This is a genomic window from Gellertiella hungarica (assembly GCF_014197145.1).
GTDB lineage: Bacteria > Pseudomonadota > Alphaproteobacteria > Rhizobiales > Rhizobiaceae > Gellertiella > Gellertiella hungarica.
In genome coordinates this window covers 283,466-308,915 of sequence record NZ_JACIEZ010000004.1, presented here as the reverse complement: position 1 = coordinate 308,915, position 25,450 = coordinate 283,466, and the positions used below count along the sequence as shown (strand labels likewise).

The 25,450-nt window shown below is 63.3% G+C and carries 28 protein-coding genes; 9 read left to right on the top strand and 19 right to left on the bottom strand.

Annotated features, from left to right (window positions below; genetic code table 11):
- The first annotated feature begins 102 nt into the window (after positions 1 to 102).
- On the top strand, positions 103 to 993 hold the full coding sequence (locus GGR23_RS12775) for a LysR family transcriptional regulator (RefSeq protein WP_183366663.1): 891 nt from the start codon (positions 103 to 105) through the stop codon (positions 991 to 993).
- On the opposite strand, the gene GGR23_RS12770 is transcribed toward GGR23_RS12775, so the two are convergent.
- From GGR23_RS12770 to GGR23_RS12760, 3 genes are read right to left on the bottom strand one after another with little or no spacing between them, the layout of a single operon-like run.
- Complete coding sequence (locus tag GGR23_RS12770) at positions 983 to 1,747, bottom strand: sulfite exporter TauE/SafE family protein (RefSeq protein WP_183366662.1); 765 nt, start codon at positions 1,745 to 1,747, stop codon at positions 983 to 985. The two genes, GGR23_RS12775 and GGR23_RS12770, sit on opposite strands and share 11 nt — an antisense overlap.
- The gene (locus GGR23_RS12765; protein WP_183366661.1) at positions 1,747 to 2,127 is read right to left on the bottom strand and encodes a protein tyrosine phosphatase family protein; all 381 of its coding nucleotides are present in this window, start codon (positions 2,125 to 2,127) and stop codon (positions 1,747 to 1,749) included. Before GGR23_RS12765 ends, GGR23_RS12770 begins: the two co-directional genes overlap by 1 nt.
- 9 nt (positions 2,128 to 2,136) lie before the next feature.
- Positions 2,137 to 3,018, bottom strand: coding sequence for an MBL fold metallo-hydrolase (locus tag GGR23_RS12760; protein WP_183366660.1), 882 nt, complete (start codon positions 3,016 to 3,018; stop codon positions 2,137 to 2,139).
- A gap of 116 nt (positions 3,019 to 3,134) precedes the next feature.
- Here GGR23_RS12760 and GGR23_RS12755 point away from each other — a divergent pair, with 116 nt between their 5' ends.
- The 5 genes from GGR23_RS12755 to GGR23_RS12735 all read left to right on the top strand — a co-directional run bounded on the left by GGR23_RS12755 (position 3,135) and on the right by GGR23_RS12735 (position 9,356).
- A complete protein-coding gene (locus GGR23_RS12755; protein ID WP_183366659.1) occupies positions 3,135 to 3,458 on the top strand; it encodes an ArsR/SmtB family transcription factor in 324 nt (107 codons plus the stop codon).
- Between the two features lie 109 nt (positions 3,459 to 3,567).
- Positions 3,568 to 3,768, top strand: a complete 201-nt coding sequence (locus GGR23_RS12750; RefSeq protein WP_183366658.1) for a YgaP family membrane protein — start codon at positions 3,568 to 3,570, stop codon at positions 3,766 to 3,768.
- Positions 3,769 to 3,779: 11 nt separating this feature from the next.
- Positions 3,780 to 4,751, top strand: coding sequence for an efflux RND transporter periplasmic adaptor subunit (locus GGR23_RS12745; protein WP_183366657.1), 972 nt, complete (start codon positions 3,780 to 3,782; stop codon positions 4,749 to 4,751).
- Positions 4,748 to 7,996 carry an efflux RND transporter permease subunit gene (locus GGR23_RS12740; protein WP_183366656.1) on the top strand — a complete coding sequence of 1,083 codons (3,249 nt, stop codon included), beginning with the start codon at positions 4,748 to 4,750 and terminating at the stop codon, positions 7,994 to 7,996. The genes GGR23_RS12745 and GGR23_RS12740 overlap by 4 nt, the downstream gene beginning before the upstream one ends.
- A 136-nt stretch (positions 7,997 to 8,132) precedes the next feature.
- Entirely contained in the window at positions 8,133 to 9,356 is a 1,224-nt protein-coding gene (locus GGR23_RS12735; protein WP_183366655.1) for an MFS transporter, read from the top strand.
- Between the two features lie 3 nt (positions 9,357 to 9,359).
- On the opposite strand, the gene ureG is transcribed toward GGR23_RS12735, so the two are convergent.
- The 15 genes from ureG to GGR23_RS12660 all read right to left on the bottom strand — a co-directional run bounded on the left by ureG (position 9,360) and on the right by GGR23_RS12660 (position 22,300).
- Positions 9,360 to 9,971: an urease accessory protein UreG gene (gene ureG, locus GGR23_RS12730; protein ID WP_183366654.1), complete on the bottom strand. Its 612-nt coding sequence runs from the start codon at positions 9,969 to 9,971 to the stop codon at positions 9,360 to 9,362.
- Complete coding sequence (locus tag GGR23_RS12725; RefSeq protein WP_183366653.1) at positions 9,968 to 10,624, bottom strand: urease accessory protein UreF; 657 nt, start codon at positions 10,622 to 10,624, stop codon at positions 9,968 to 9,970. The genes ureG and GGR23_RS12725 overlap by 4 nt, the downstream gene beginning before the upstream one ends.
- Positions 10,602 to 11,150: an urease accessory protein UreE gene (locus tag GGR23_RS12720; protein WP_183366652.1), complete on the bottom strand. Its 549-nt coding sequence runs from the start codon at positions 11,148 to 11,150 to the stop codon at positions 10,602 to 10,604. The genes GGR23_RS12725 and GGR23_RS12720 overlap by 23 nt, the downstream gene beginning before the upstream one ends.
- Positions 11,151 to 11,153: 3 nt before the next feature.
- Positions 11,154 to 12,857 (bottom strand): urease subunit alpha, encoded by a 1,704-nt coding sequence (gene ureC, locus GGR23_RS12715; protein WP_183366651.1) that lies wholly within the window; start codon positions 12,855 to 12,857, stop codon positions 11,154 to 11,156.
- 1 nt (position 12,858) lies between these two features.
- Entirely contained in the window at positions 12,859 to 13,164 is a 306-nt protein-coding gene (locus tag GGR23_RS12710; protein WP_183366650.1) for an urease subunit beta, read from the bottom strand.
- Between the two features lie 12 nt (positions 13,165 to 13,176).
- Positions 13,177 to 13,479, bottom strand: a complete 303-nt coding sequence (locus GGR23_RS12705) for an urease subunit gamma (protein ID WP_183366649.1) — start codon at positions 13,477 to 13,479, stop codon at positions 13,177 to 13,179.
- Between the two features lie 11 nt (positions 13,480 to 13,490).
- Positions 13,491 to 14,321, bottom strand: coding sequence for an urease accessory protein UreD (locus tag GGR23_RS12700; protein ID WP_183366648.1), 831 nt, complete (start codon positions 14,319 to 14,321; stop codon positions 13,491 to 13,493).
- Between the two features lie 172 nt (positions 14,322 to 14,493).
- Positions 14,494 to 15,543, bottom strand: coding sequence for a YeiH family protein (locus GGR23_RS12695; RefSeq protein ID WP_183366769.1), 1,050 nt, complete (start codon positions 15,541 to 15,543; stop codon positions 14,494 to 14,496).
- Positions 15,544 to 15,670: 127 nt separating this feature from the next.
- Positions 15,671 to 16,048: a DUF779 domain-containing protein gene (locus tag GGR23_RS12690; protein ID WP_183366768.1), complete on the bottom strand. Its 378-nt coding sequence runs from the start codon at positions 16,046 to 16,048 to the stop codon at positions 15,671 to 15,673.
- A gap of 71 nt (positions 16,049 to 16,119) precedes the next feature.
- Complete coding sequence (adh, locus tag GGR23_RS12685) at positions 16,120 to 17,628, bottom strand: aldehyde dehydrogenase (protein ID WP_183366647.1); 1,509 nt, start codon at positions 17,626 to 17,628, stop codon at positions 16,120 to 16,122.
- Between the two features lie 151 nt (positions 17,629 to 17,779).
- Complete coding sequence (locus GGR23_RS12680) at positions 17,780 to 18,739, bottom strand: helix-turn-helix domain-containing protein (protein WP_382342727.1); 960 nt, start codon at positions 18,737 to 18,739, stop codon at positions 17,780 to 17,782.
- Positions 18,740 to 18,887: 148 nt separating this feature from the next.
- Complete coding sequence (locus GGR23_RS12675; protein WP_183366645.1) at positions 18,888 to 20,423, bottom strand: cryptochrome/photolyase family protein; 1,536 nt, start codon at positions 20,421 to 20,423, stop codon at positions 18,888 to 18,890.
- Complete coding sequence (locus tag GGR23_RS12670; RefSeq protein WP_382342796.1) at positions 20,420 to 20,578, bottom strand: DUF2256 domain-containing protein; 159 nt, start codon at positions 20,576 to 20,578, stop codon at positions 20,420 to 20,422. The genes GGR23_RS12675 and GGR23_RS12670 overlap by 4 nt, the downstream gene beginning before the upstream one ends.
- A gap of 13 nt (positions 20,579 to 20,591) precedes the next feature.
- Entirely contained in the window at positions 20,592 to 21,320 is a 729-nt protein-coding gene (locus GGR23_RS12665) for an SDR family NAD(P)-dependent oxidoreductase (RefSeq protein ID WP_183366643.1), read from the bottom strand.
- Positions 21,321 to 21,403: 83 nt separating this feature from the next.
- A complete protein-coding gene (locus GGR23_RS12660) occupies positions 21,404 to 22,300 on the bottom strand; it encodes a malto-oligosyltrehalose synthase (protein ID WP_183366777.1) in 897 nt (298 codons plus the stop codon).
- Between GGR23_RS12660 and GGR23_RS12655 the strand changes: the two genes are divergently transcribed.
- The 3 genes from GGR23_RS12655 to GGR23_RS12645 all read left to right on the top strand — a co-directional run bounded on the left by GGR23_RS12655 (position 22,210) and on the right by GGR23_RS12645 (position 24,211).
- Positions 22,210 to 23,553: a beta-galactosidase gene (locus GGR23_RS12655; protein WP_183366642.1), complete on the top strand. Its 1,344-nt coding sequence runs from the start codon at positions 22,210 to 22,212 to the stop codon at positions 23,551 to 23,553. The genes GGR23_RS12660 and GGR23_RS12655 overlap by 91 nt on opposite strands.
- Before the next feature lie 219 nt (positions 23,554 to 23,772).
- Entirely contained in the window at positions 23,773 to 23,958 is a 186-nt protein-coding gene (locus GGR23_RS12650) for a hypothetical protein (RefSeq protein ID WP_183366641.1), read from the top strand.
- 109 nt (positions 23,959 to 24,067) lie between these two features.
- Positions 24,068 to 24,211 (top strand): hypothetical protein, encoded by a 144-nt coding sequence (locus tag GGR23_RS12645; protein WP_183366640.1) that lies wholly within the window; start codon positions 24,068 to 24,070, stop codon positions 24,209 to 24,211.
- An 80-nt stretch (positions 24,212 to 24,291) separates the two neighbouring features.
- Here GGR23_RS12645 and GGR23_RS12640 read toward each other — a convergent pair whose 3' ends face one another.
- On the bottom strand, positions 24,292 to 25,449 hold the full coding sequence (locus GGR23_RS12640; RefSeq protein ID WP_382342721.1) for a M20 aminoacylase family protein: 1,158 nt from the start codon (positions 25,447 to 25,449) through the stop codon (positions 24,292 to 24,294).
- Position 25,450 lies beyond the last annotated feature (1 nt).

Sequence of the window (25,450 nt, the reverse complement as noted above, 5' to 3'; positions counted from 1 at the left end):
GAGAGCGCCTCGTGGAGGAAGGACATGCCGCTTCCTCTAGCAAGGCGCGGTTCTCAATAAAAATTCATTGTTTTTGATATTTCGTTCCATAAAATAGAACGTATGAGCGAAATGAACTACCATCACCTGCGCTATTTCCGGGCGGTCGCCCATGACGGCAACCTCACCCGCACGGCCGAAAGGCTCAACCTCTCGCAGTCGGCCCTCTCCGTGCAGATCAGGCAGCTCGAGGAGCGGCTGGGGCATGCGCTTTTCGAGCGCCGCGGGCGGCAGCTGGTGCTGACCGAGGCGGGGCGGATTGCGCTCGACCACGCCGACCGCATCTTCTCGGCCGGCGAGGAGCTTGTGGAAACACTGAAGCGCACCGGCGTTTCGCGCCGCGCATTGCGGATCGGAGCGCTGTCGACCCTTTCGCGCAACTTCCAGATGGAATTCCTGCGCCCGGCAATCGCCCGCCCCGACGTCGAGGTGATCCTTCGGTCCGGCCGGATGGCGGAGCTGCTTTCCGGCCTCGAGAGCCTCAATCTCGATATCGTCCTCCTCAACCAGGCGCCGGCTGCGGATGCCGCAACTCCCTTCGTGTCCCATCTCATTGCCACGCAGGGTGTCAGCCTCGTTGCCCGTCCCGGACCTGCCGAGCAGGCCGATGATCTGTCGGCGCGCCTTTCCGGGCATCCGCTCATCCTTCCCACCCTGGAGAGCGGCGTTCGCCAGCAATTCGATGCGCTGACCGCGCGCCTCGGCATCACGCCGCAGATTGCGGCCGAAGTGGAGGACATGGCGATGATGCGTCTTCTGGCGCGGGAAGGTGCAGGCCTTGCCGTGCTTCCGCCCATCGTCGTGAAGGGAGAGCTCGAGGCGGGCAGTCTCGTTGAACTCGGCACGCTGCCTGGCGTCGAGGAAAGCTTCTATGCCGTCACCACCCGCCGCCGTTTTCCAAATCCGCTGGCAGCCGAACTGATCGAGCGGTCTCTGCAATCGGTCATCGCATGAGTTCGAGCCCGCTCTTCCAGAGCACGTAAGCTCCGACCAGCAGGATCAGCAGCGCGAGAATGCGGTTGAGAACGCTCTTCATGCCCGCAAGCCGCGTGGCGAGAAGCATTCCGGCCGTACCGCCGGCAGCGCCCCCTGCAACGAATTCCGCCGCCACCGGCCAGTCGATCAACCCGGAATGGGCATAGTTGGCGGCCGTGGCAAGGCCGAATGTGCCGACGGAGAGAAGCGAGGTGCCGACCGCGTTGATCATCGACATTCCGGTTGCGAACATCAGAGCCGGCACGATGAGGAAGCCGCCGCCGATGCCGAAGAAGCCGGAGGCAGCACCGGTGGCGAGCGCGAGTGCGCCCGTGCGAAGGCATGTCCTGGTGTCAGATGCTTCAAGCCTTGCCGTGGCACTCCTCGGCCGCAGCATCAGTGCGCCGATCGCGAGCATGAGCAGGCCGAACAGGAACAGAAGGGCATGGCCGTCCATCCATTTGCCGAGCGTCGATCCCGCAAGCGTGCCAAGAACGCCAATGCCCGCGAAGACGCTGCCGCATTTCCAGCGCACATGTCCCTTGAGGGCGTGGGCAGCGAGATTGACATAGGCGTTGAGTGCAACCGCCAGGGCGCTCGTGCCGATCGCCACATGCGGATCACGAACGCCGACGCCGTAGAGAAGCAGCGGTGTGGCAAGGATCGATCCTCCGCCACCCACCAGGCCGAGCATGAAGCCGACCGCTCCTCCGGAGGCGATGGCGGCCAGCATCAGACCCGCCTTGCCATGTCGTAAGCCGCCGCGCAGCGGTTACCCGAAGCGCAGAAGGCCAGCACCGGCCCACTCTCGCTGCCCAGAATGGTCTTCAGCTTTCGGGCCTGATCCGGCGTCATCTGTCCGGGGACGACGGGGAAATAGATCGCCGTGAGCCCGGCCTTGTCGGCTGCGGCCGCGATATCGGCAAAGGCGGGCTGGTTGAAGCCCTCGTTGTCCGGCCGCATGCAGATAACCCGCTTGTAGCCGAGCGTCGAGACTTCGGCCATCTGATCGGGCACGAGCTGCCCTGCGACGTCGAAACCGGAATCGATCTTGCGAACCTGTACCATTTTTCTTCCCTTTCCCATGAAGAGTGCGAGGAGGTTTCCCAGCATGATTGTCTCCTAGAATGCGTCGAGCGGGACTTTGAGATAGCGCGTCCCGTTGGTGTCCTTCTCCGGTAACGCCCCGGCCTTCATGTTCACCTGGATAGACGGAATGATCAGCTTCGGCATGGAAAGCGTGGCATCCCTGGCGGTGCGCATGGCGACGAACTCATCTTCCGAGACGCCGTCGCGGACGTGGATGTTGTCGGCGCGCTCGGCGGCAACGGTTGTTTCCCAGCGTATTTCCCGCCCGCCCGGACCATAGTCGTGGCACATGAAGAGGCGGGTCTCCGGGGGCAGGTCGAGGATGCGGCGGATGGAGCGGTAGAGCATGCGTGCGTCGCCTCCCGGAAAGTCGGCGCGCGCCGTCCCACCGTCGGGCATGAACAGCGTGTCGCCGACAAAGGCCGCATCGCCGATGACATGTGTCATGCAGGCAGGCGTGTGGCCGGGCGTGTGAAGGGCCTTCCCCAGCAGCGATCCGATCCGGTAGGTCTCGCCGTCGGAAAACAGATGGTCGAACTGGCTCCCATCCCGCTCGAAGGCCGTTCCTTCGTTGAAGATCTTGCCAAAGGTGTCCTGAACGGTCCGGATGCCCGCGCCGATACCGATCCGCCCGCCGAGCGCTTCCTGCAGATAGGGCGCAGCCGAGAGGTGATCTGCATGCACGTGGGTCTCGATCAGCCATTCGACCGCGAGATCGTTGGCACGCACGAAGTCTATGATACGGTCGGCGGATTCGTAGGAGATCCGGCCGGCCGCATAGTCGAAATCCAGCACGGAATCGATGATGGCCGCCGAGCGCGAAGCCGGGTCGCGCACGACATAGGAGACGGTGTTGGTCGCCGCGTCGAAGAACGCGGTCACCTCGGGGTGCAGAACATCGTCCTTACTGATCATGACATGTACCCTCGTCAATTAGATACGATGTTTCGTAGATACATATGATCGATAAAATTTGCAAGGGCGACGACGCGCGCTTGTCTGGGTGGAATAATTAATGTAAATACGTATCTATGAAGATAAAACCGGAAGAGATGGTCGCCGGCGCGGACATGGCCAGCGAGCTGCTGAAGTCCTTGTCCAACCGGCACCGACTGCTGATCCTCTGCCGCCTGACCGACGGAGAGCATTCCGTTGGCGAGCTGGCTGAATTTCTCGGCATACGGGATTCGACCGTCTCCCAGCACCTCGCACTCCTGCGCCGGGACCGGATCATCTCAGGACGCCGGGAAGGACAGACGATCTGGTACCGGATCGAGAGCGAGCCCGCCCGTGCCATCGTCGCCACGCTGTACGAGAGCTTTTGTGGCCGCGATGCCTGCGGCGACCCCGACTGAACACCAGCTGTCATCCGCCTTCCTCCCCAGCGATCGCCAGGGAAGCTTGACAAGCGTGTCGTAAATATCTACGTTATTTCGTAGATATGAAACCTAAAGGAGAACTCCCTTGAGTATCGATCGTGCCGTCCTCGTGTTCGCCGGCGTCATGGTGCTGGCATCCCTGCTGCTCACCCACTTCGTGCATCCCGGCTTCGTGTGGTTCACGGTCTTCATCGGCCTGAACATGATCCAGTCGGCCTTCACCGGCTTCTGCCCGGCAGCCATGCTGTTCCGCAAGCTCGGTCTCGGCCGCGAAAGCGCCTTCTGAAGGAATTGACCATGATCCCCTTCCGCTCCACGCTTCTCCTGGGCTGTCTTCTCGTACCGGGCACTGTCCTGGCAGGCGATCTCCTCCTCAAGCCTGCCGAAATTGCCGAGATGAAGGCGGTCTACGGACAGGTCCAGGCCAAGGATCAGGTGCTGGCCCGTGCCCGCATTCCCGGAACGCTTGTGGAACTTGCGGTCTCGGAAGGGGACATGGTGGCCGCGGGTGATGTCATAGCGCGCATCAAGGACGACCGCACCAATTTCCAGATCGGTGCAGTCGACGCCCAGCTTCTCGGCCTCAAGGCGTCGCTCGCCAATGCCCGCGCCGAACTGGAGCGGGGCCGTCAGCTGCTGAAGAGCGGCACGTCCACCGCCCAGCGTGTCGATCAGTTGCAGACGCAGGTGGACGTCCTCGACAACCAGATCCGCTCTGCCGAGGCAAGCCGTTCGGTGCTGGTGGAGCAGGCGGCGCAAGGGGCAGTCCTTGCTCCTTCCGCAGGCAAGGTGCTCTCCGTGCCGGTCACCCGGCAAGCCGTGGTCATGGCCGGCGAAACGGTGGCGACGATTGCGGGAGGCGGCTTTTTCCTCCGCTTGGCCATTCCCGAACGCCACGCCGCCGCGCTCCGCGAAGGTTCGCAAATTGCAATCGACGCCTCCGGGAAAGCACTGTCCGGGCGGCTTGCGAAGATCTACCCCGAGATCCTCGGCGGCCGCGTTACGGCGGATGTGGAGGTCGAGGGCCTCCCGACCGAATTCGTCGGAGCCCGTGTCCTTGTCGAGCTTCCGGTTGGCAGCCGCAAGGCGCTGATGGTCCCGGCTTCTGCCGTCGCTACCCGGGCCGGCATCGATTTCGTCCCCGTGCGTGAAGACGGCAAGGTCGTCGAGCGGGCCGTGATGAGCGGCGACCGCCGTGCTGTCGACGGTGTCGACATGGTTGAAATCCTCACGGGCCTTTCCGAAGGCGAAACGGTGATCGTCCCATGACCGAGCAGACAAATCTCCATGCCGCGGCGGAAAAAGTCTCGGCTGATGCGCCGCGGGGCGATCTTGGCATCGCTGGCAATCTCACGCGGCTTTTCATCAAGTCGCCCCTGACGCCGCTTTTCCTGATTGCTGCATTCGCCTTCGGCCTGGTCGCACTGCTGACGCTGCCCCGCGAGGAGGAGCCGCAGATCTCCGTTCCGATGGTCGACATCATCGTGCCTGCGCCAGGGCTCAAGGCGACGGACGCGGAAAAGCTCATCACCGAACCGCTCGAAACCATCGTGAAGAGCATCAACGGCGTCGAACACATCTATTCGCAGTCCATGGACAACCAGGTCATGGTCACTGCCCGCTTCATCGTCGGCACCTCCGCCGATGCGGCTGTCCTGCGCGTGCACGACAAGGTGCGGGCAAACATGGACCGCATTCCGGTCGGCATTCCCGAACCCAGGATCGTCGGCCGCGGCATCGACGACGTGGCGATCGTCACGCTGACGCTCTCGCCCCGGCCTGAAGCTGCGGCTCGCGTCGGCGCCAATGACCTGACGCGCGTGGTCCGCGAGCTGCGAAACGAAATTGCCAAGGTGGAGGATGTCGGCCTCACCTATCTCGTCGGCGAAACGGGCGAGGCAATCCGCATCTCGCCGCAACCGGAAAAACTTGCCCTCTACGGCATCACGCTGCAGCAGCTCGCGGGCAAGGTCGGCGGCGCAAATTCCGCCATGCCGGCTGGCATGGTCCGCGACCGGGGCGACCAGATCGACGTCATGGCGGGGGAAACCCTCAACACCCCGGCGGAGATCGGCAATCTTCTCCTGACGGCCCGCGACGGCCGCCCCGTCTATGTCCGGGATGTCGCAACGATCGCCTTCGTTACGGATACGAGCGACGCCATCGTTTCCACCCTCCGCAAGGCAGAGGGCGGCAATGTCGAGCGTACGCCTTCGGTAACCTTGGCCATTGCCAAGCGTGCAGGCTCCAATGCCGTTGTCGTCGCCCATGCGGTTCTCGAGCGGGTAGACGCGGTGAAGGGCCGGATCATTCCGGCCGACATGTCGGTCGAGGTGACGCGCGACTACGGCGAAACGGCCAACGAGAAGGCCAACGAGCTTCTCTATCATCTCGGACTTGCCACCGTTTCGATCATCGCGCTTGTCTGGATTTCCATCGGTCGGCGCGAAGCCTTCGTGGTGGCCATCGTCATTCCGGTGACGATTCTCCTGACGCTCTTCGCCTCGCGGCTGATGGGCTACACTCTCAACCGGGTATCGCTCTTCGCGCTCATCTTCTCCATCGGCATCCTCGTCGACGACGCCATCGTCGTCATCGAGAATATCGCGCGCCATTGGGGCATGGGGGACAACCGCTCCCGGCGGGTCAGCGCCATCGAGGCTGTTGCCGAGGTCGGCAACCCGACGATCGTTGCGACGCTGACCGTCGTTGCGGCCCTGCTGCCGATGCTCTTCGTGTCGGGGATGATGGGTCCCTACATGAGCCCCATCCCGGCCAATGCCTCCGCCGCGATGATCTTCTCCTTCTTCGTCGCTGTCATCGTCACGCCCTGGCTGATGCTGAAGGTTGCCGGCAATGCCCCGGTCCACCATGGCCACGAGGCGGAAGCGGGTGGACGGCTTGGCGCTCTCTATTCGGCCGTCGCAAGGCCGATCCTTGCGACCAAGGGCAGGAGCTGGGCGTTCCTCCTCGCTGTCGGCGTGCTGACGCTGGGCTCGCTCTCCCTCTTCTACACCAAGCACGTGACCGTGAAGCTTCTGCCGTTCGACAACAAGTCGGAGCTCTCGGTGACGCTCGACCTGCCGGAAGGTTCCTCCACCGAGGCGACCGATGCCGTTGCCCAGGCGGTTGCGCGGATCGTTCTCTCGATGCCGGAGGTGGTCTCGGTGCAGACCCATGCGGGGACGGCAGCGCCCTTCAACTTCAACGGTCTCGTCCGGCATGCCTACATGCGCGCGGCGCCGAACCAGGGCGACGTGGCCATCAATCTGACGCCCAAGGGAGAGCGGGACCGTTCCAGCCACGACATAGCCCTCGATATAAGGCAGAAGATCGCCACGCTGAAGCTTCCCGAGGGGACAAGCCTGAAGGTGGTCGAACCGCCACCCGGCCCGCCGGTAATGGCGACGCTGCTGGCCGAGATCTATGGCCCGGACGCCGAAACGCGCCGGAAGGTCGCTGAGAAGGTCGAACATGCCTTTCGTTCCGTGCCCTTCATCGTCGATGTCGACAATTCCTATGGCCTTGAGGCCCGGCGCAAGCGTCTCACGGTCTCCACGGACAATGCCGAGTTCTATCATGTGGAGGAAGGTGACGTCTTCGACACGATCGCCATTCTCTCGAACGGGAAGACCATCGGCTATTCGCACCGGGGCGGAGGGCGGCCGCCAATCCCGATCCGCCTCGAAAGGGCCAAGGGGGAAAAGGTCCTCGACGAGGCCTTTCTGACAACCCCCATGCCGGCCAATGTCTTGCCGGGGGACCGTGGCGTGGTCGAACTGGGTGACGTGGTCCGGGTTACGGACGAGAAAACCTCGCTGCCGATCTTCCGCCACAACGGCGTCAGCGCCGAGATGGTCACCGCGGAGCTCGCCGGGGCATATGAAGCGCCGCTTTACGGAATGCTTGCGGTCCAGGATGCGCTGGATGCAGAGGACTGGACCGGCCTGCCCAAGCCCGTCATCGCACTTCATGGCCAGCCGAGGGACGAAAGCGTCTCCACGCTGCTCTGGGACGGGGAATGGGAAGTCACCTGGGTGACCTTCCGCGACATGGGCGCGGCTTTCATGATCGCCCTTCTCGGGATCTACATCCTTGTCGTCGGACAGTTCGGCTCCTTCAAGGTGCCACTGGTGATCCTCACGCCCGTGCCGCTGACCTTCATCGGCATCCTCGGTGGACACTGGCTGTTCGGCGCTCCCTTCTCGGCCACCTCGATGATCGGTTTCATCGCCCTTGCGGGCATCATCGTCCGCAATTCGATCCTGCTGGTGGACTTCGTGCGCCACGCGGACAGAACCGGCAGGTCCTTCACCGAAATCCTGATCGAAGCGGGGGCGATCCGCTTCAAGCCCATCCTGCTGACTGCGCTTGCGGCAATCATCGGGGCTGCGGTGATCCTCACCGATCCGATCTTCCAGGGGCTTGCGATATCCCTGCTCTTCGGCCTTGCCTCCTCGACGCTGCTGACCGTTCTTGTCATACCGGCGATCTATCGGGTGATGCGGACCTGAGGCACCTGCGCGGCTTTGCCGGTCCGCCTTCGCGAGGCGGACCGGGGCCCCAGAATTAAGCTCTTTTGCCAGGAGCTTTTTCAGGGCACCATGACCGGGTCAATGCATGCTCCCGCACTCGATCACGGAGACGAACATGCCCGCCCTTCCCTATCGCTGGGTCATCGTCGCAGCCGGTGGCTTCCTCGGCTGCATGGTCATCGGCTCGCTCTTCTCGCTGCCGGTTTTCCTGATGCCGATCTCGAGGGACACGGGCTGGTCCGTGACCGGAATTTCTGCGGCGATGACTGTCGGCTTCCTATCCATGGCGTTTGGCAACATCGCAGGCGGCACACTCTCGGATCGGGTGGGCCCAAGGCCGGTCGTGCTCGGAGGCGCCATGCTTTTGTCCGCCAGCCTTGCGCTGGCCAGCATGGCACCCTCGCTCATCGTGTTCCAGTTGCTCTTCGGCCTCTGCATGGGGCTTGCCGCGGCGGCGATCATCACGCCCATGATGGCCAGTGTAACCGGCTGGTTCGAGACGCAGCGCAGCCTCGCGGTTTCGCTCGTTTCGGCCGGAATGGGCATCGCACCCATGGTGGTCGCGCCTTTCGCGGCCTGGCTGGTTTCCCAATACGAGTGGCGAACGGCGATGCAGATCATCGCCCTGATCGCCGCGGTGACGACCATTCCCCTCGCGCTGCTCGTACGGCGCCCGCCCGCTCTCGAGGGGTCCGGGGCTGGCCTGCAAGCCGATGTCATGGGAGAGCCCCCGTCCATGACCCTCCGGCAGGTGGTGCGCACGCCGCAATTTGCCATCCTGCTTGCCACGAACTTCTTCTGCTGCGCGACCCATTCCGGGCCCATCTTCCATACGGTCAGCTATGCCGTCACCTGCGGCATACCGATGATGGCGGCGGTCTCGATCTACAGCATCGAGGGGCTGGCGGGCATGGGCGGGCGCGTGGCTTTCGGGCTTCTCGGCGACCGGTTCGGGGCGAAGAACATCCTTGTCCTCGGCCTGCTTGCCCAGGCTTTTGGCGCACTGGGCTATGTGGCTGCCGGCGGGATCGGCAGCTTCTACGCGGCGGCCGCCGTCTTCGGCTTCATCTATGCGGGTGTCATGCCCCTTTACGCCGTGATCGCCCGCGAGAACTTTCCGCTCCGCCATATGGGATCCGTGATCGGCGGCATGTCGATGGCAGGAAGCCTCGGCATGGCCCTCGGGCCGATTGCCGGCGGGATGATCTATGATGCGTTTGCAAGCTATACCTGGCTCTATGTCGGGTCCTGGGCTATCGGCATCGGGGCCTTCCTGATCGCCATGATGTTCCGGCCGATCCCCGCGGCGGCCGGCACTGCAGCCGCCCAGCGGACCTGACGGTCAGGCCTGCAGCCCGCCCTCGCGTTCCAGGAAGGCGATCACTTCGTCGAGCCCCTTCTGGCGCAGAAGGTCCGTGAAGACATAGGGGCGGGCTCCCCGTACCCGCCTTGTATCGGCCTCCATGACATCAAGATCTGCCATGACATGGGGAGCAAGATCGGTCTTGTTGATGAGCAGCAGGTCGGACCGGGTGATTGCCGGCCCGCCCTTTCGGGGGATCTTCTCTCCCTGGCAGACCGATATCACGTAAAGCGAGAGATCGACGAGATCGGGAGAGAAGGTGGCCGCAAGGTTGTCGCCACCGGATTCGATGAAGATCACGTCGAGATCGGGAAAACGCTTCACCATTTCGTTGATGGCGGCGATGTTGATCGAGGCGTCCTCGCGGATGGCCGTATGCGGGCAGCCCCCGGTTTCCACCCCCATGATCCGGTCTTCGGGAAGCGCCTGAAGCCGGTTGAGGATCAGGGCGTCCTCTTTCGTGTAGATGTCGTTGGTGATGACGGCGACGGAATAACGGTCTCGCATGGCCTTGCAGAGCTTTTCCGTCAGTGTCGTCTTGCCGGAGCCGACGGGTCCGCCGATTCCGACGCGGAGAGGGCCATGGGTCATGTGCGGAAAATCCTCGGTTCCTGGAATTCGTGCCGCATGGCGGCAATATCTGAAAGGAAGGTTGCGGATCCGAGATCATCGAGCGTAGAGCCGAGCGCGCGCTGTGTGACCTCGGAAATGACAGGCATGAGCCGTGCCAGCACGGAAAGACCGCTCGTCTGGCCGAGCGGCACGAGACGGACCGCAACGGAGACAAGACTGGCGGCAAAGGCATGCAGATAGGCTGGAATGAGCGCCTCGCAGGAAATGCCTGCAGCCGATGCGGCGGCCCCAACTGCAATCGGATAGGCGGTTTCTCCTTCGGGAAGCGCGAGGTCACCGAAAACGGCAGCGGAAGCCGCAAAGCTCCCGCCGAGCGCCGTCGTCTCGAGATGTCTCTCGCGCGAGGCGGAAAGGGAGAGGGCAAGGCTGTTCAGGGACGCCAGTTCCTCCCGCCCGACCGCCCGCAGAAGAACGGCATCGTTCCAGGCGGAGCCGCGGATCAGAAGCGCCGAAAGCCAGCCGGTGAGGCTTTCGGAATCGCTGACGGCACCCGAAGCGATCGCCTGTTCCAGGCCATGTGAATAGGCGAAGGCACCGGTCGGAAAGGCGGGCGACAGAAAGGTCAGAAGCAGAAGAAGCTGGTCCTGCTCAATCGTCGTCGCTGTCGTCATGGGGGCGGTCCGGTGCATGTCCGTGCAAATGGCTGTGAGAATGGCCATGGCCGGAGGTTTCTGTCAGCGAGTATCCGTGTTCGTAGCCGATCTCGTGGTGATAGGCGCCATTCTCCGGCGCAAAGGTCTCCCGCACTTCGCGCACCACGGCGCCCTGGTGCTCCAGCATGTGCGCGATCACGTGATCCGGGCGGATGAGAATGCGTTTCTCCTCGATCTGCGCCTCGAGATGCCTGTTGCCGATGTGCCAGGCGAGCGCCACCAGCGCGCGGGGAGATGCCGCGGTGATCTCCAGCAGGTCTTCATGGGCAGCTTGTATTTCCACGAGCTGGCCAGTGTCGAGGACGAGGCAATCGCCGTCCGAGAGCTGCACCGGCTTTTCGAGGTCGACCATGACCGACGACCCGTCGTTCAGCTGCACGCGCTTGCGGCGGATGTGACGGTCTTGGGCGTCCAGCGTCAGCTTGAAGGCGGCTGCGGTGCTGACCTCTGCGGCCTTGATGATTTGGGTTGCTTTGCGGGTCATCGTTCAGAACAGGAAATAGCGTTGGACCATGGGGAGCGTTTGCGCCGGTTCGCAGACGAGAAGCTCGCCGTCGGCGCGCACCTCGTAAGTCTCCGGGTTCACCTCGATATAGGGCGTGGCGCTGTTGAGGACCATCGAAGATTTTGAAATGCCGCCGCGGGTGTTCTTCACCGCCACCATGGCCTTTGCTGTCCCCAGCCGGTCGCGAAGCCCGGCCTGCAGCGAAGCTTCCGAAACGAAGGTCACCGAGGAATTGGTGCGCAGTTTTCCGTAGGAGGCGAACATCGGCCGATAATGAACCGGCTGCGGGGTGGGGATGGAAGCATTCGGATCGCCCATCGGTGCCGCCGCAATCGAACCGCCGAGCAGCACGAATTCGGGCTTGATGCCGAAGAAGGCCGGGTTCCACAGGACCAGATCGGCCCGCTTTCCCACTTCCACCGATCCGACCTCGTGGGCAATGCCATGGGCGATTGCCGGGTTGATCGTGTATTTCGCCACATAGCGCTTGGCGCGTTCGTTGTCGGTCTCGCCGTCGCCCGGCAGACTGCCGCGCTGCACCTTCATCTTGTGCGCCGTCTGCCAGCAACGGATGATCATCTCGCCGACACGGCCCATCGCCTGGCTGTCGGAGGAGATCATCGAGAAGGCTCCGATATCGTGGAGAATGTCTTCGGCCGCGATGGTCTCCTTGCGAATCCGGCTTTCGGCAAAGGCGACGTCCTCCGGAATGCGGGGGGAGAGGTGATGGCAGACCATCAGCATGTCGAGATGCTCCGCAACCGTGTTCACGGTATAGGGTCGGGTCGGATTCGTGGAGGAGGGCAGCACGTTCGGCAGGCTTGCCACGCGGATGATGTCGGGCGCGTGCCCGCCGCCCGCTCCTTCCGTGTGAAACGTATGGATCGTCCGGCCCTTGAAGGCGGCAATCGATGCCTCGACGAAGCCCGATTCGTTCAACGTGTCCGTATGGATCGCGACCTGCACATCGTACTGATCGGCCACCGAAAGGCAGCAGTCGATGGCCGCCGGCGTGGTTCCCCAGTCCTCGTGGAGCTTCAGCCCGCAGGCACCGGACAGGATGATCTCCTCGAGCGCCGCCGGCAGCGATGCGTTGCCCTTGCCGAGGAAGCCGATGTTCATCGGAAAGGCGTCCGCTGCCTCGATCATCCGTTCCGTGTGCCAGGCGCCGGTGCAGGTGGTGGCGAGCGTGCCATGGGCGGGACCCGTTCCGCCGCCCAGCATGGTGGTGACGCCGGAATAGAGCGCTTCCTCGATCTGCTGCGGAGCGATGAAATGGATATGGCTGTCGATGCCGCCCGCGGTGAGGATGCGGCCCTCGCCGGCGATGATTTCCGTCGACGGACCGATGACGATGGTCACGCCATCCTGCGTATCGGGATTGCCGGCCTTGCCGATAGCGGCGATGCGGCCATTCCTGAGGCCGACATCCGCCTTGACGATCCCGGAATGGTCGAGAATGACCGCATTGGTGATGACGGTATCCATCGCCCCTTCGGCGCGGGTCGCCTGCGACTGGCCCATGCCGTCACGGATGACCTTGCCACCGCCGAACTTCACCTCTTCGCCGGGGATCGTATAGTCCTTTTCGACACCAATGAGGAGTGCGGTATCGGCGAGCCGCACCTTGTCGCCCACGGTCGGGCCATACATCTGTGCATAGGTGGAACGGGAAATCTTCGCCATCTCAAAGCGCTCCCATGATCTTCTGCTGGAAACCGTAGACGTGGCGCTTGCCGCCGAGGGGCACGAGGGTCACCTCGCGGCGCTGACCCGGTTCGAACCGCACCGCTGTGCCGGCTGCGATGTCGAGCCGCTTGCCGCGGGCGGCTTCGCGGTCGAAGGCGAGCGCGTCATTGACCTCGAAAAAGTGGTAGTGGGAGCCCACCTGCACGGGACGGTCACCCGTATTGGCGACCTCGATCACCGTCTTCTCCGCGCCCACGTTCAATTCGATCTCGCCCTCAGGGGTGATGATTTCTCCGGGGATCATGGGACGCCTCCTTCAGCGGATCGGGTGGTGTACGGTGACGAGCTTGGTGCCGTCCGGAAAGGTCGCTTCCACCTGCACCTCGGGGATCATCTCGGCAATGCCGGGCATCACCTGGTCGCGGCTCACCACATGGGCGGCCTGTTCCATGAGGTCGGCGACGCTGGCGCCGTCTCGCGCACCCTCGACGACAAAATCGGTGATCAGCGCAACCGCTTCCGGGAAATTCAGCTTCACGCCACGCTCTAGCCGCCGGCGGGCCACAATGGCCGCCATGGCCACCAGAAGCTTGTCTTTTTCACGGGGAGTCAATTGCATGGGCGTGATCCTCAGATAAGCCAGACACGGGGTATTTCGGCGGGCGGCAGCAGAAGCGGAAAGAGGGCGAGCAGGCGCTTGCGCAGGCGAAAGCCGTCCTCCTCGAGAAGGCGGATGACGAGTCGGCCGTCCCAGGCAGATACGCCCGACCGGGACCCGAGCAGGGCGCGGCAATCTTCGACAAGTGCTTCCGCATGCGGGCTGACCAGGAGCAGGGTGGCAAAGGCACCCGCATTTCCCAGCTCTGCAATTCCCCGCGGAAGCATGCCATCGATCTTCAGCCGCTCGCTGTGCAGAAGCCGGCCCTCGCGCCTGACGCTCCAGTTCTCGCGAAAGGCGATCTCGCGTATCCGCTCGCCGCTTTCGCGGCGCCCGAGCACGGTGCTTTCCATGCCGAGGAAAAAGCTCTCGCGGTCCAGATCCACCTCAAGGCGGCGGGAAAGGCCGCTTTTGTCGAAGAGAATGGTTTCCTGTGGCAACCAGATCAGCCGCGCCCTGTCGCGGACCCGGTGGGAGACGGTGATTTCGGCCGAGGGGCCGAGTGTACGGTACACTCGCTCGGCGGCCTGAGAGGCAATGGCGAGGCGGCTTTCGCCGCTTGCTTCGATGTCGATCCGATAGCGGTCCCCACCGGCAATCCCACCGGCCGTGTTGATCAGGATGGCCTGGCTGGAACCGGAAGGAAGGCGGATCTTCAGCGATCCCTCCTCGCGCAGAGTCTTGAGGCCGGTGGTTCCCATGGAAAGGCGCACGCTGCCCCTGGCCCGCTCGGCATGCAGCCGCGCGGTCAGTGGCGCCTCGTCCGCCTCCCTGTTTTCCAGCCGCTCGATTATTGCCCGCACCCGGAACCTCTTGCCCGCTCGCCAACTGTTGCAGCGCACAAGTGAGCGTATTTCAGGAATCAATGCAAGGCGGGGTCTTCCGGCGGTCGTCTTCCGACCGCGGCGGCTCTCATCCGTCCGAACAGGCATATCGCCCGTCGAAAGGCGGTCTTTCGCCGGCTTTTTGCCGATCCTAGCCAAGATCCAGATAGGAAAGGCCCGTCAGGATGAAGATTGCGATGAAAATCGTCTCGGCGACGATAAGTCCGATGGCAGTGCGGCCGGCCTCAAAAAGATTCTTCAGCGAGGTCTTCATCCCCACCGCCACGATCCCCGCCAGCAGTGCCCAGCGCGAAACCTCAAGCCCAGCGGTGCTCAATGCGGCCGGAATCCAGCCGGCTGAGTTGATCGCCGCGAGAATCAGGAAGGCGATCACGAAGCCCGGGAGCAGCGGCGGGCGCTTTGCGCCGATCTCCGGATCGTCGGCAGGCATGTTGCGCAGGACGAGCGAGAAACAGAGGACGACAGGGGCCAGCATGGTCACGCGGATCAGCTTGACCAGCGTCGCCGTCTCCCCGGCTGTCTGCGAGACCGAAAAGCCCGCGCCGACGACCTGCGCCACGTCGTGGATCGTGCCGCCGAAGAAGATGCCCGTTGCCCGGTCGGAAAGGCCGAGCCGGTGTGCGAGGATCGGGTAGGCGATCATGGCGATGGTGCTCATGACGGTCACGCCGAGCACCGTCACCAGCAGGTTCCGTTCCGAATGGCGGCCCCTCGGAAGCACGGCAGCGATGGCCATGGCAGCGGAAGCCCCACAGATGGCCACCGCGCCGGCCGTCAGCAGCGACAGACGCCAGTCGAGGCGAAGGAGACGGGAGAGCAGGAGCCCGAAAAGAATGGTCGCCGCGAGGCCCGCAACCAGCAGCAGGATTGTTTCCGCGCCGAGCTGGATGAGTAGGTCGACGCTGATGCGCATGCCGAGAAGGGCGACCCCAACGCGCAGCACCTTCTTCGCCGAGAGCTCGATGCCCGCGACGCAGCGCCCCTCCTCCGAAAGGAAATGGAAGGCTATTCCCAGCAGCAGCGCCATCAGCATGGCCGGCGCACCGTAATGTTCGGCCAGAAACTGGGCAGCCATCGCGACGGCTGCCGTTACCAGCAGTCCCGGGCCATAGTGTTCGATGGCGCGCGACAACGCCGGAACGCTCCGCTTTTCTGGTCTGTCGTCGATGGCCGGTTCCATGCTCACGCTCGCGATCGGAGGGGGTCATGGCGAGAGTAGAAGCGCAGCCGGGCTTCGCTTATAGCCAGTTCTGCCGGAATTTAGGTCCAGATCGTCCGCTCAGCGGGGCAAGTGCTGCAGGAAAGCTCTACCTGACGGGTAGCGCACAGGCCTCGCCGCCACCGAAGAGGCGGGAACGGGTCAGGAAACGCCTTTCGCGTCCGTTGTCGAGCGAGAACATGCCCCCGCGTCCCGGTACCACGTCGATGATCAGCTGGGTGTGCTGCCAGACGGCAAACTGGCTGCCGCTGATATAGACCGGCACCCCGCCGATTTCGCCCAGCTTCACATCCGTTTCCCCGACCCGGTACTCATTTGCCGGGTAACACATGGGCGATGAACCGTCGCAGCATCCGCCGGACTGGTGGAACAGGATGTCCGGGTGGTCGGCCTGTATTTCCCGGAGGAAGGCAAGGGCCGCCTCCGTGGCAACGACACGAGGCTCCCCCGCAACCGTATCGGCGATCGTCATGGCGGGTCTCTCCAAAGGCAAACGGACAAGGCCCGGCGAGGCCGGGCCTTGTCTTGAGGTTCAGATCAGAAGAAGCCCAGAGCGTTCGGGCTGTAGCTCACCAGCATGTTCTTGGTCTGCTGGTAATGATCGAGCATCATCTTGTGGGTCTCGCGCCCGATGCCGGACTGCTTGTAGCCACCGAAGGCCGCGTGGGCCGGGTAGGCGTGGTAGCAGTTGGTCCAGACACGTCCGGCCTGGATGTTGCGGCCGAAATTGTAGCAGCGGTTGATGTCGCGGCTCCAGACACCGGCGCCCAGGCCATAGAGCGTGTCGTTGGCGATCTCCAGCGCTTCCGCCTCATCCTTGAAGGTGGTGACGGACACCACCGGTCCGAAGATTTCCTCCTGGAAGATCCGCATCCTGTTGTGGCCGCGGAAGACGGTGGGCTTCACGTAATACCCGCCGGCCAGTTCGCCGCCGAGATCGTTGCGTGCGCCACCGGTCAGAACTTCCGCGCCTTCCTGACGGCCGATGTCCATGTAGGCAAGGATCTTCTCCAGCTGCTCCGACGAAGCCTGCGCGCCGATCATGGTCGCGCTGTCGAGAGGGTTGCCCTGGCGGATGGCTTCCACCCGCTTGATGGCGCGCTCCATGAAGCGGTCGTAGATGGATTCCTGGATGAGCGCGCGGCTCGGGCAGGTGCAGACCTCGCCCTGGTTCAGCGCGAACATCGCAAAGCCTTCGAGCGCCTTGTCGAAGAAGGCATCGTCCTCGTTCATCACATCGGCGAAGAAGATGTTCGGGCTCTTGCCGCCCAGCTCGAGGGTCACCGGGATCAGGTTCTGGCTGGCATACTGCATGATCAGCCGACCGGTCGAGGTTTCGCCGGTGAAGGCAATCTTGGCGATCCGCGGGCTCGTCGCCAGCGGCTTGCCGGCTTCCAGGCCAAAACCGTTGACGATGTTGAGAACGCCGGGCGGCAGGAGATCGGCGACGAGTTCGGCAAGTACCAGGATCGATGCGGGCGTCTGTTCGGCCGGTTTCAGCACCACGCAATTGCCGGCGGCAAGCGCGGGCGCCAGCTTCCAGGCGGCCATCAGGATCGGGAAGTTCCAGGGAATGATCTGCCCGACGACACCGAGCGGTTCGTGGAAATGATAGGCGATCGTGTCATGGTCCACCTCGCCGATCGAGCCTTCCTGAGCGCGAATGCAGGCTGCGAAATAGCGGAAGTGGTCGATGGCGAGCGGGATGTCCGCCGCCATCGTCTCGCGGATCGGCTTGCCGTTGTCGAAGGTTTCGGCGCGTGCCAGCAGCTCGAGATTGGCCTCCATCCGGTCGGCGATCTTGAGGAGAATGTTGGAGCGTTCGGTGGTCGAGGTGCGGCCCCACTTGTCCTTCGCGGCATGGGCGGCGTCGAGCGCGGCCTCGATGTCCTTCTCGTCGGAGCGGGGAATTTCGCACAGCTTGCCGCCGGTCACGGGCGTAATGTTGTCGAAGTAGCGGCCGGACAACGGCTCCCGCCACTCGCCGCCGATAAAGTTGCCGTAGCGCGTCTTGAAGGGCGATTCGATGATCTTCTGATGCAGCATGTTTTCCTCCCATGGAAACAGGTTCGGCTGAACCGGTGAGGAAAGACTGCCGCCGGATCGGGCCGGAAAACAGGGGCGGTAACCGATACCGCACTGCACCATGTCGCAGGCTTGCGACACATCCCGCCCCGGGCTAGGGGGGGACGGACGCTCAATGCAGATTGAGCTTCTTCATCTTGCGGTGAAGCGTGGCGCGGCTCATGCCCAGTGCAATGGCTGCCTGGGAAACATTGCCGTTCGAGCGCGTAAGGGCCCGGCGCAATGCGGCGCGCTCGGCCTCTTCCAGGTCACCGGTCGCCGGCAGCCGCTCCTCCTTCAGGGCGTCGGCGGCAGCGAGGCCGGCGGCGATCCTGATATCGTCGAGCTTCAGGGCAAGGCGTGCTGCCCGATTGGCACCGAGCACGAGGTCGTCGCGGTCGACTGCAAGCAGTGCCGGCGAAGATCCCCCGGAATCCGGTACCATCAGGAAGCGTGCGCCGGGAAAGGCGCTGCGAAACAGGTTGGTTTCGATCCGCTGGGCCGAATCCCGCACCGCCTGCGCCAGGATCGAGATGGTCATGTCGTTGATGTCGTCACGGCAGGTGGAAATGTCGAGGGCAGCGGCAAGCCGCCCGCGATGATCGCGGATCGGGGCCGTGGTGCAGGAAAGGGCTATATTGGCGGAAAGGAAATGCTGGTCCCGGTAGATGGTGACCGCGCGTTCGTCGGCAATGGCCGTGCCGATCCCGTTGGTGCCCATGCTTGCCTCGGTCCATACGGAACCCGTCCAGAGGCCGAGATGCTGGAAGTCGGTGTCGTCTGCGCGGGTGCCGCGCCGTTCGAGCGCGATGCCGTGCCGGTCGGTGAGAAGCAGGCAGCAACCGGCCTTGCCGACGGTCAGGAAAAGGCGGTCCAGCTCTTCCCTTGCATCTGCGATCAGCCTTTCCGACGCTTCGCGCGCTGCGCGAAACTCCGCTTCCGAAAGCCGGAGCGGTGCGCGTTTTTCTTCCGGCTGAAGTCGGTGCATGGTCATGCAGCGGCGCCAGGAGGCAACCACCGGCGAATTGGCGGCTGCAGACGTCTGCAGTGCCGCGGAATAAACCTGTTCGGCATGATCGATGATAGTCCGCACCGGCTCCTCCCAAGAACACGGCCACTCAAGCATCAAAGAGCAGAGTGGGGCAAGCGCGTCGCCATGGCAACCGGCCACTCTTCGCCTCTGCCGGCCATTTCGAAATATGATGTGCACCAACTGTCGCAGATCTGCGACAGTTGGACGATCAGCCATAGGGTTTCAGGTCATCGAGGAAGGCCTTTGCTTCTTCGCGGATCGCCTTCTGCTCCCCTTCGCTCAAGCGGTCGAGGTTCTTGAACATCATTGCCATGCGGTTTTTGCCGGCAAAACGCCCGCGGTGCTCGATGAGGAAGTTCCAGTAAAGGAAGTTGAACGGGCACGCATCCTTGCCGGTGCGCTTCTTGGGGCTGAAGCGGCAGGTGCCGCAATAGTCCGACATCCGATCGATGTAGGCGCCCGAAGCCGCATAGGGTTTCGAAGCCATGAGCCCGCCATCGGCATGCAGCACCATGCCGTGAACATTGGGAAGCTCCACCCATTCATAGGCATCCGCGTAGACGAGAAGATACCAGTCCTGCACTTCCCTGGGCGCGAGCCCGGCGAGAAGCGCGAAGTTTCCGAGTACCATCAGCCGCTGGATGTGATGGGCATAGGCATGCTGGCGCGTCGTCCGCACGCATTCCGACAGGCAGTGCATCGGTGTTTCGCCGGTCCAGTAGAGGGCGGGCAGGGGACGCGTCGCCTCCAGCGTGTTGGTTTCCCTGTAGCCGGGCATCCGCTCCCAGTAGATGCCCCGCACATATTCGCGCCAGCCGAGGATCTGGCGGATGAAGCCTTCGACAGCGTTGATCGGCGCCCTGCCTGCCCGGAAGGCTTCCTCCGCCCTTTCGCAGACCTCGCGAGCGGTCAGCAAGCCGGCATTGAGATAGGGTGAGACGAGGCCGTGATAGAGGAAGTCCTCGCCCGTCTGCATGGCGTCCTGATAGGTGCCGAAGGCGGGAAGGCAGGCGTCAATGAAATGATCGAGCGCCAGCAGCGCGCTTTCGCGGGTTACTGCCCAGCCGAAAGGTTCGAGATCTCCGAAATTGCCGCCGAACCGGTCGCGGACCAGCCCGAGCACGTCCCGCGTTATCTCGTCAGGCTCGAAACGCAGTCGCTTCGGCAGGAACATCCGGTCCGGCAAGGGATGCCGGTTGTCGTGGTCGAAGTTCCACTGGCCGCCGGCCGGTTCCGTCCCGTCCATCAGAAGGCCCGTCTTGCGGCGCATGTTGCGGTAGAAGAATTCCATGCGATACTGCCGCTTGCCGCGTGCCCAGGCGGCGAATTCGGCGCGGGAACAGAAGAACCGGTCGTCGTCGAGCACGTGGACGGGAAGGCCGAGCCTCTCGCGCCAGCCAAGCAGCATTTCCCGCACGCGCCATTCTCCGGGCTCTGTCACGCAGATTTCGGAAAGCCCGAAATCCCGGAGGGCGCGCTCCACCTCTCCTGTCAGCGACTGGGTGTTTGCGGGATCATCGAGCCGGACGTAGCGGAGGCGCACGCCGTCCGCTTCCAGCGCCTGCGCGAAATGGCGCATGGCGCTGAACAGGAAGGCAATCTTCTGCTTGTGATGAGGCACGTAGCTGGCCTCGTCCATCACCTCGGCCATCAGCACCACGTCCCTTTCCCGATCGAGATCGGTGAGGGATGTCATGGAGCGTGCAAGCTGATCGCCCAGAACGAGCCGGAGGGTGCCGGTCATCCGGACACCCTGGGGGACGGGCTGGACCCGGTCTTTCGACAGGCATCCGAACAGTAGCGCACGTTGTCCCAGTCACGGGCCCATTTCTTCCGCCAGGAAAAGGGACGCCTGCAGGCTGCGCAGGTCTTCTCAGGCAGATCGGATTTCTTGCGCATGCGGGGCATGGTATCAACCCTTAGTGCGCAGCGACGAGCGCCCGCCATCCACACCGATGATCTGACCGGTGATCCAGCCTGCCTCCTCGGAGATGAGGAAAGCCGCCAGCCTGGCCGTGTCGATGGCTTCGCCGAGCCGCCCCATCGGGTGCATCTGGCCGAGCGCCTGGGCCATGGCAGGCTGGCTCGTCAACCCCGCCGCAAGCGGTGTGCGGGTCAGCGACGGCGCGATGGCGTTGACGCGGATCTTGGGGGCAAGCTCTGCCGCGAGCGCCCTCGCAAGTCCTTCGACCGCGCCCTTGGCCATGGAGACGGAGGCATGGGAGGAAAAGCCCTGGGCCACCGCAACGGTGGAGAAAAGCAGGACCGAAGAGGTGCCAGAACCTGCCTTGAGGGCCGGAAGGGCTGCCTGAACGGCGAGCGCTGCCCCCATCGCGTTAAGCCGGAAATCCGCTTCGAAGTCGGCCGGCGTCAGCCGGGCAAGCGGTTTCGGGTTGATCGTTCCGACGGCATAGACAAGGCCCGCCAGCTCGGGACCTGCTTCTGCGGTGACGGTGGCAAAGGCGCCGGGGTCGTTGAGATCGGCAATGCTGGCGCTTGCCCCCAGCTCGTTGGCGAGCGCCTCTACCTTTTCGGCGGAGCGGCCGACGATGTGGAGGTCATACCCTTTTTCCCGCAGGAGCCGCGCCGTCTCGCTGCCGATGCCGCCCGTGCCGCCATAGACCAGAACCTTGCCCGTCATCTATCATGCCCCCTTCCATTCCATATGATGAAAGGGCCATATAGGCGCGCTTCGCCCGAAGGCCAGAGGGCCTTTTTGTCGCGTCAGTTTCCGGCGCCGAACATCAGCGAATAGCCCGCTGCGGCAAAGCCCGACACATTTTCGTCCCGGTCCGGAAAGTTCAGATCCCGTCCCGTAAACAGGTCGGTGAAACCGTGCGCAAGCATGTCCTCCGGCAACACCACGCGCGTACGCCCTTCGCCGGGATTGCATCGCTCGCCCCGTTCGAGGCACAGCGTTTTCAGCGGCACCGCGACAATCAGGCTGCGGCCCTCATGGCGCCTGAGGAAGGCGAGCAGGTGGCTTCGGTTCTCCCCCTCTACGGCGAGCGGCCGGTAATCGCCCTTCAGGAAGAGCGACGGGAAGTGGCGACGCAGATGCAGGAGCCGCGCGATGACCTTCTGCTTCAGGCGCCCCGTCTGGAGCTCCCGTGGATCGAGATCCAGAGCCTCGTCGAGGCTTTCCTCCGGAAGATCGCCCGAAAGCCGGTCGAAATCCGGCAAACGCCGATTGTCGGGATCGACAAAGCTGAAATCCTGCTGCTCGCTCCCCTGGTATATGTCGGGAATGCCCGGCGCAGTCAGCTTCAGGATTGCTTGCGTCAGGGCATTCATCTCGCCGGCGCGGATGAAGGGTTTCAGCGTCTCGTGGAAATCCCGGCGGAAGGCGTCATTCAGCGGATCGAGGAGGCTTGAGGCATAGTCGCCGAGTGCGGCCTCGTAGTCTGCGTTGATCGCATTCCAGTTCGAGGCGAGCTTGGCCTCGCGGGCCGCTTTCTGAAGAAACTGCTGCAGGCGCTCAAGCAGCGCTGTGCAAACGTCGCGCGAGGGAGGCGCCTCTCCCGAGGGCCATGCGCCGGCCAGCGCCTGAAAGATCATCCATTCCGTCTGCGGCTCGACGAGGGGCATCTTCTCCAGGGAGGGAAGACGGTCCCGCGCCATGTCCGCCCGGACGATGGATAACCCATAATTTCATGGGCTTCGTGAACGATTTCGATCACTGGGCGGTGGGCGACAATCTGGACCTCGCATCCTGGGACAGCTACCCCATCGGCTTCGTCGAGAAGTTTCCCTTCACCGAGGACGAGCGAAACCGCTGGGCCGAAACCTCCCATCCGGATATCGCGCCCTTCCACCACGATCTTTACCGGGGTGTCGGCAAGGGGCGTTTCTGGGTCATGGAGCAGCAGCCCGGGCCGGTGAACTGGGCGCCCTGGAACCCGGTGCCGCGGCCGGGGATGGTTCGGCTCTGGACGCTCGAGGCCATTGCCCACGGTGCGGAGGTCGTCAGCTATTTCCGCTGGCGGCAGGCGCCCTTTGCTCAGGAGCAGATGCATGCAGGCCTCAACCTGCCCGGGCTCGACGAGCTCTCGGCCGGCGGCAGGGAAGCGCGTCAATCGGCGCTCGATCTTGAGAATCTCGGCGCGCTGAAGCCTTGCGCACCTGCGCCGGTAGCCATTCTTTATGATTACGAGAATCACTGGAGCACGATCATCCAGCCCCAGGGACGGGATTTCCGCGCCGAAGAGCTTGCCTTCCGCTGGTACGAGGCCATCCGCCGGCTGGGGCTCGACGTGGATTTCGTTCGGCCGGGCGCAGATCTCTCGGACCGCAAGCTGATCCTCGTCCCCGGTCTGATGCATGTTTCAGATGAAGCGCTCCGCGCTCTGAAAACGGCAAAAGGCATCATCCTTTTCGGACCACGCTCAGGCTCCCGCGACAGGCACTTTCAGATCCCCGACGCCCTGCCGCCAGGACCGCTGCAGGATCTGGTTCCCCTTCGGGTGACGCAGGTTTCGTCGCTCCGGCCGGGTCTGGCCGATGCGGTGTCCGGTATGGTCAGCGGTCAGGCGGTCAGGTGGCGAGAAAGCATCAAAACCACGGCAGACATCCTTTCCCGGTTCTCCAACGGAGATCCGGCGCTGATCGCCAAAGACAACATCCATTATCTCGGCTGCTGGCCGGACGAGTCACTGCTGACAAACGTAATCGCGCACATGGTCCGCAAGGCGGAGCTGGAAACCGTTCCTCTCCCGCCGCATGTCCGGCTGCGTCGCCGCGGCGATCTGGTCTTCGCCTTCAATTACGGGCCTTCCCCATGGGTCTGCCCGGGAGAGGACTTCGTTCTGGGCGGCAGTCAGCTGGAACCCTGTTCTGTCGCGGCCTGGCGCGAGGGGGCGACACCCGGAGGGTGAAGCGCAGTCCTTCCTTGCCACCCAGAATTATTCCATGCGGACCGTTTGCAGCGGTCCGCATTTTTGTATGTGAAGAAAAACTGCTGCTGTTCCAAGCACATCTCGTAAATCAAGCGTTAAATCACTATCTGATTGGTAGAGATAGTTGACTCCGTTCATGATTGTGTCATGATTGTGTCATGGGCGGTGCCGAGCCGCCCCATCGCACGGGAGGTGACGATGTTCTATTTCGGTGGAATGACATTGGGTTATCTCAATCCTCCGGCGCGCGAAGGCGGGCCGGAAGATGGCAGAAAAAAGGCAATGGTCGGGTCTCAGGCAGTGTCCGACGGTCAGGCAGCCGAGCGGCTTCCCGCCCAAAGGGAACTGATCGCGCGGGCCAACTGGTTCAGCCTTTACTGGTGAGAAAGCGGGCCGTCGTTTTCCTGTCCGGTCCCGATGGAAGCAAACTCTTCCGCGGCACGAGAGCCGGTTTCAGCGGTTCCGATGCGAAGGCGGTTTAGAAGGAGACAGCATGTCCAACATCGATTATTCCGCGAAGAACCTTTATGCACCCGTTCGCTCGGGCAAGCAGAAGCTTCAGCTCGCCGTGAACGTGGCGCTCATCACGGCAGCCTTCGTTTTCGTTGCAGCGGCTGTGCTCGGCATCTTTCCCTGAACTTCCGAAACCTTGAAATCACGACATGAAGAAAGGCGCGGGCAAGAGGTCCGCGCCTTTTCTTTTCCGTCCCTTCGCCGCTAGCGCGTCGCGAGGTAGCGCTCTGCCAGCTCCACCCAGAAGGCGGCGCCGATCGGCAGAAGATCATCATTGAAATCATATCTCGGGTGGTGCAGCTGCGGGTCGTCAGGGCTCTTCTGAGCACCGAGGAAGAAGTACGTGCCCGGCCGTTCCTTCAGCATGTAGGCGAAATCTTCGCTGCCCATGGTGGGCCGCTGCATGTCCACGACCTTGTCGGCTCCGGCAAAATCGCGGGCAATCGTGCGGGCGAAGTCGGTTTCCGCCTTGTGGTTGATCGTCGCATCGTAGCTACGCTCGTAATCGACCGTCGCGGTCATGCCGAAACTCTGCGCCTGGGCGGTGGCGATGGTGCGAATGCGATGCTCCAGCTCGTCGCGAACCCTGGGGTCGAAGGAACGAATGCCGACCACGATCTCCGCCCGCTCGGGGATGACGTTGCTGGCCGACCCGGCATGAAATGCCCCGATGGTGACAACCGCCGGATCCATGGGGTGAATGTTGCGCGATACGATGGTCTGCAGGGCCATGACGATTGCAGCCCCTGCCACGATCGGGTCCGCCGTATCCTGAGGCTCTGCGCCATGTCCTCCCTTGCCGTTGACGGTGATGCGGCATTCATCCACTGCCGCCATGATCGGCCCTTCCCGGAATGCAAACTGACCGAATGGCAGCGAAGGATCGTTGTGCAGCGCGAAGACGGCATCGCAGGGGAAGCGGTCGAAAAGCCCCTCCTCGACCATGATTCTCGCGCCGCCAAAATTCTCCTCGGCCGGCTGAAAGATGAGATGCACGGTGCCGTCGAACTGCCGGCGTTCGGCGAGGAGCCTTGCGGCTCCAAGCAGCATCGTGGTGTGGCCGTCATGGCCGCAGGCGTGCATCATCCCCGGTATCCGCGAGGCGTGGTCCGCACCGGTTTCCTCGGTGATCGGCAGGGCATCGATATCGGCACGGATCCCGATCGAACGCGGAGACGACCCGTTCTTCAGCGTTGCCACCAGCCCCGTCTTGGCAAGGCCACGGGTGACTTCGTAACCCATGGCGGTCAATTTCTCGGCGATGTAATCCGATGTCCGGAATTCGGAAAGGCCGATTTCGGGATACTGGTGGAGGTGATGCCGGATCTCGACGAGTTCGGGCATTGCGTTGGAGAGGTTCATC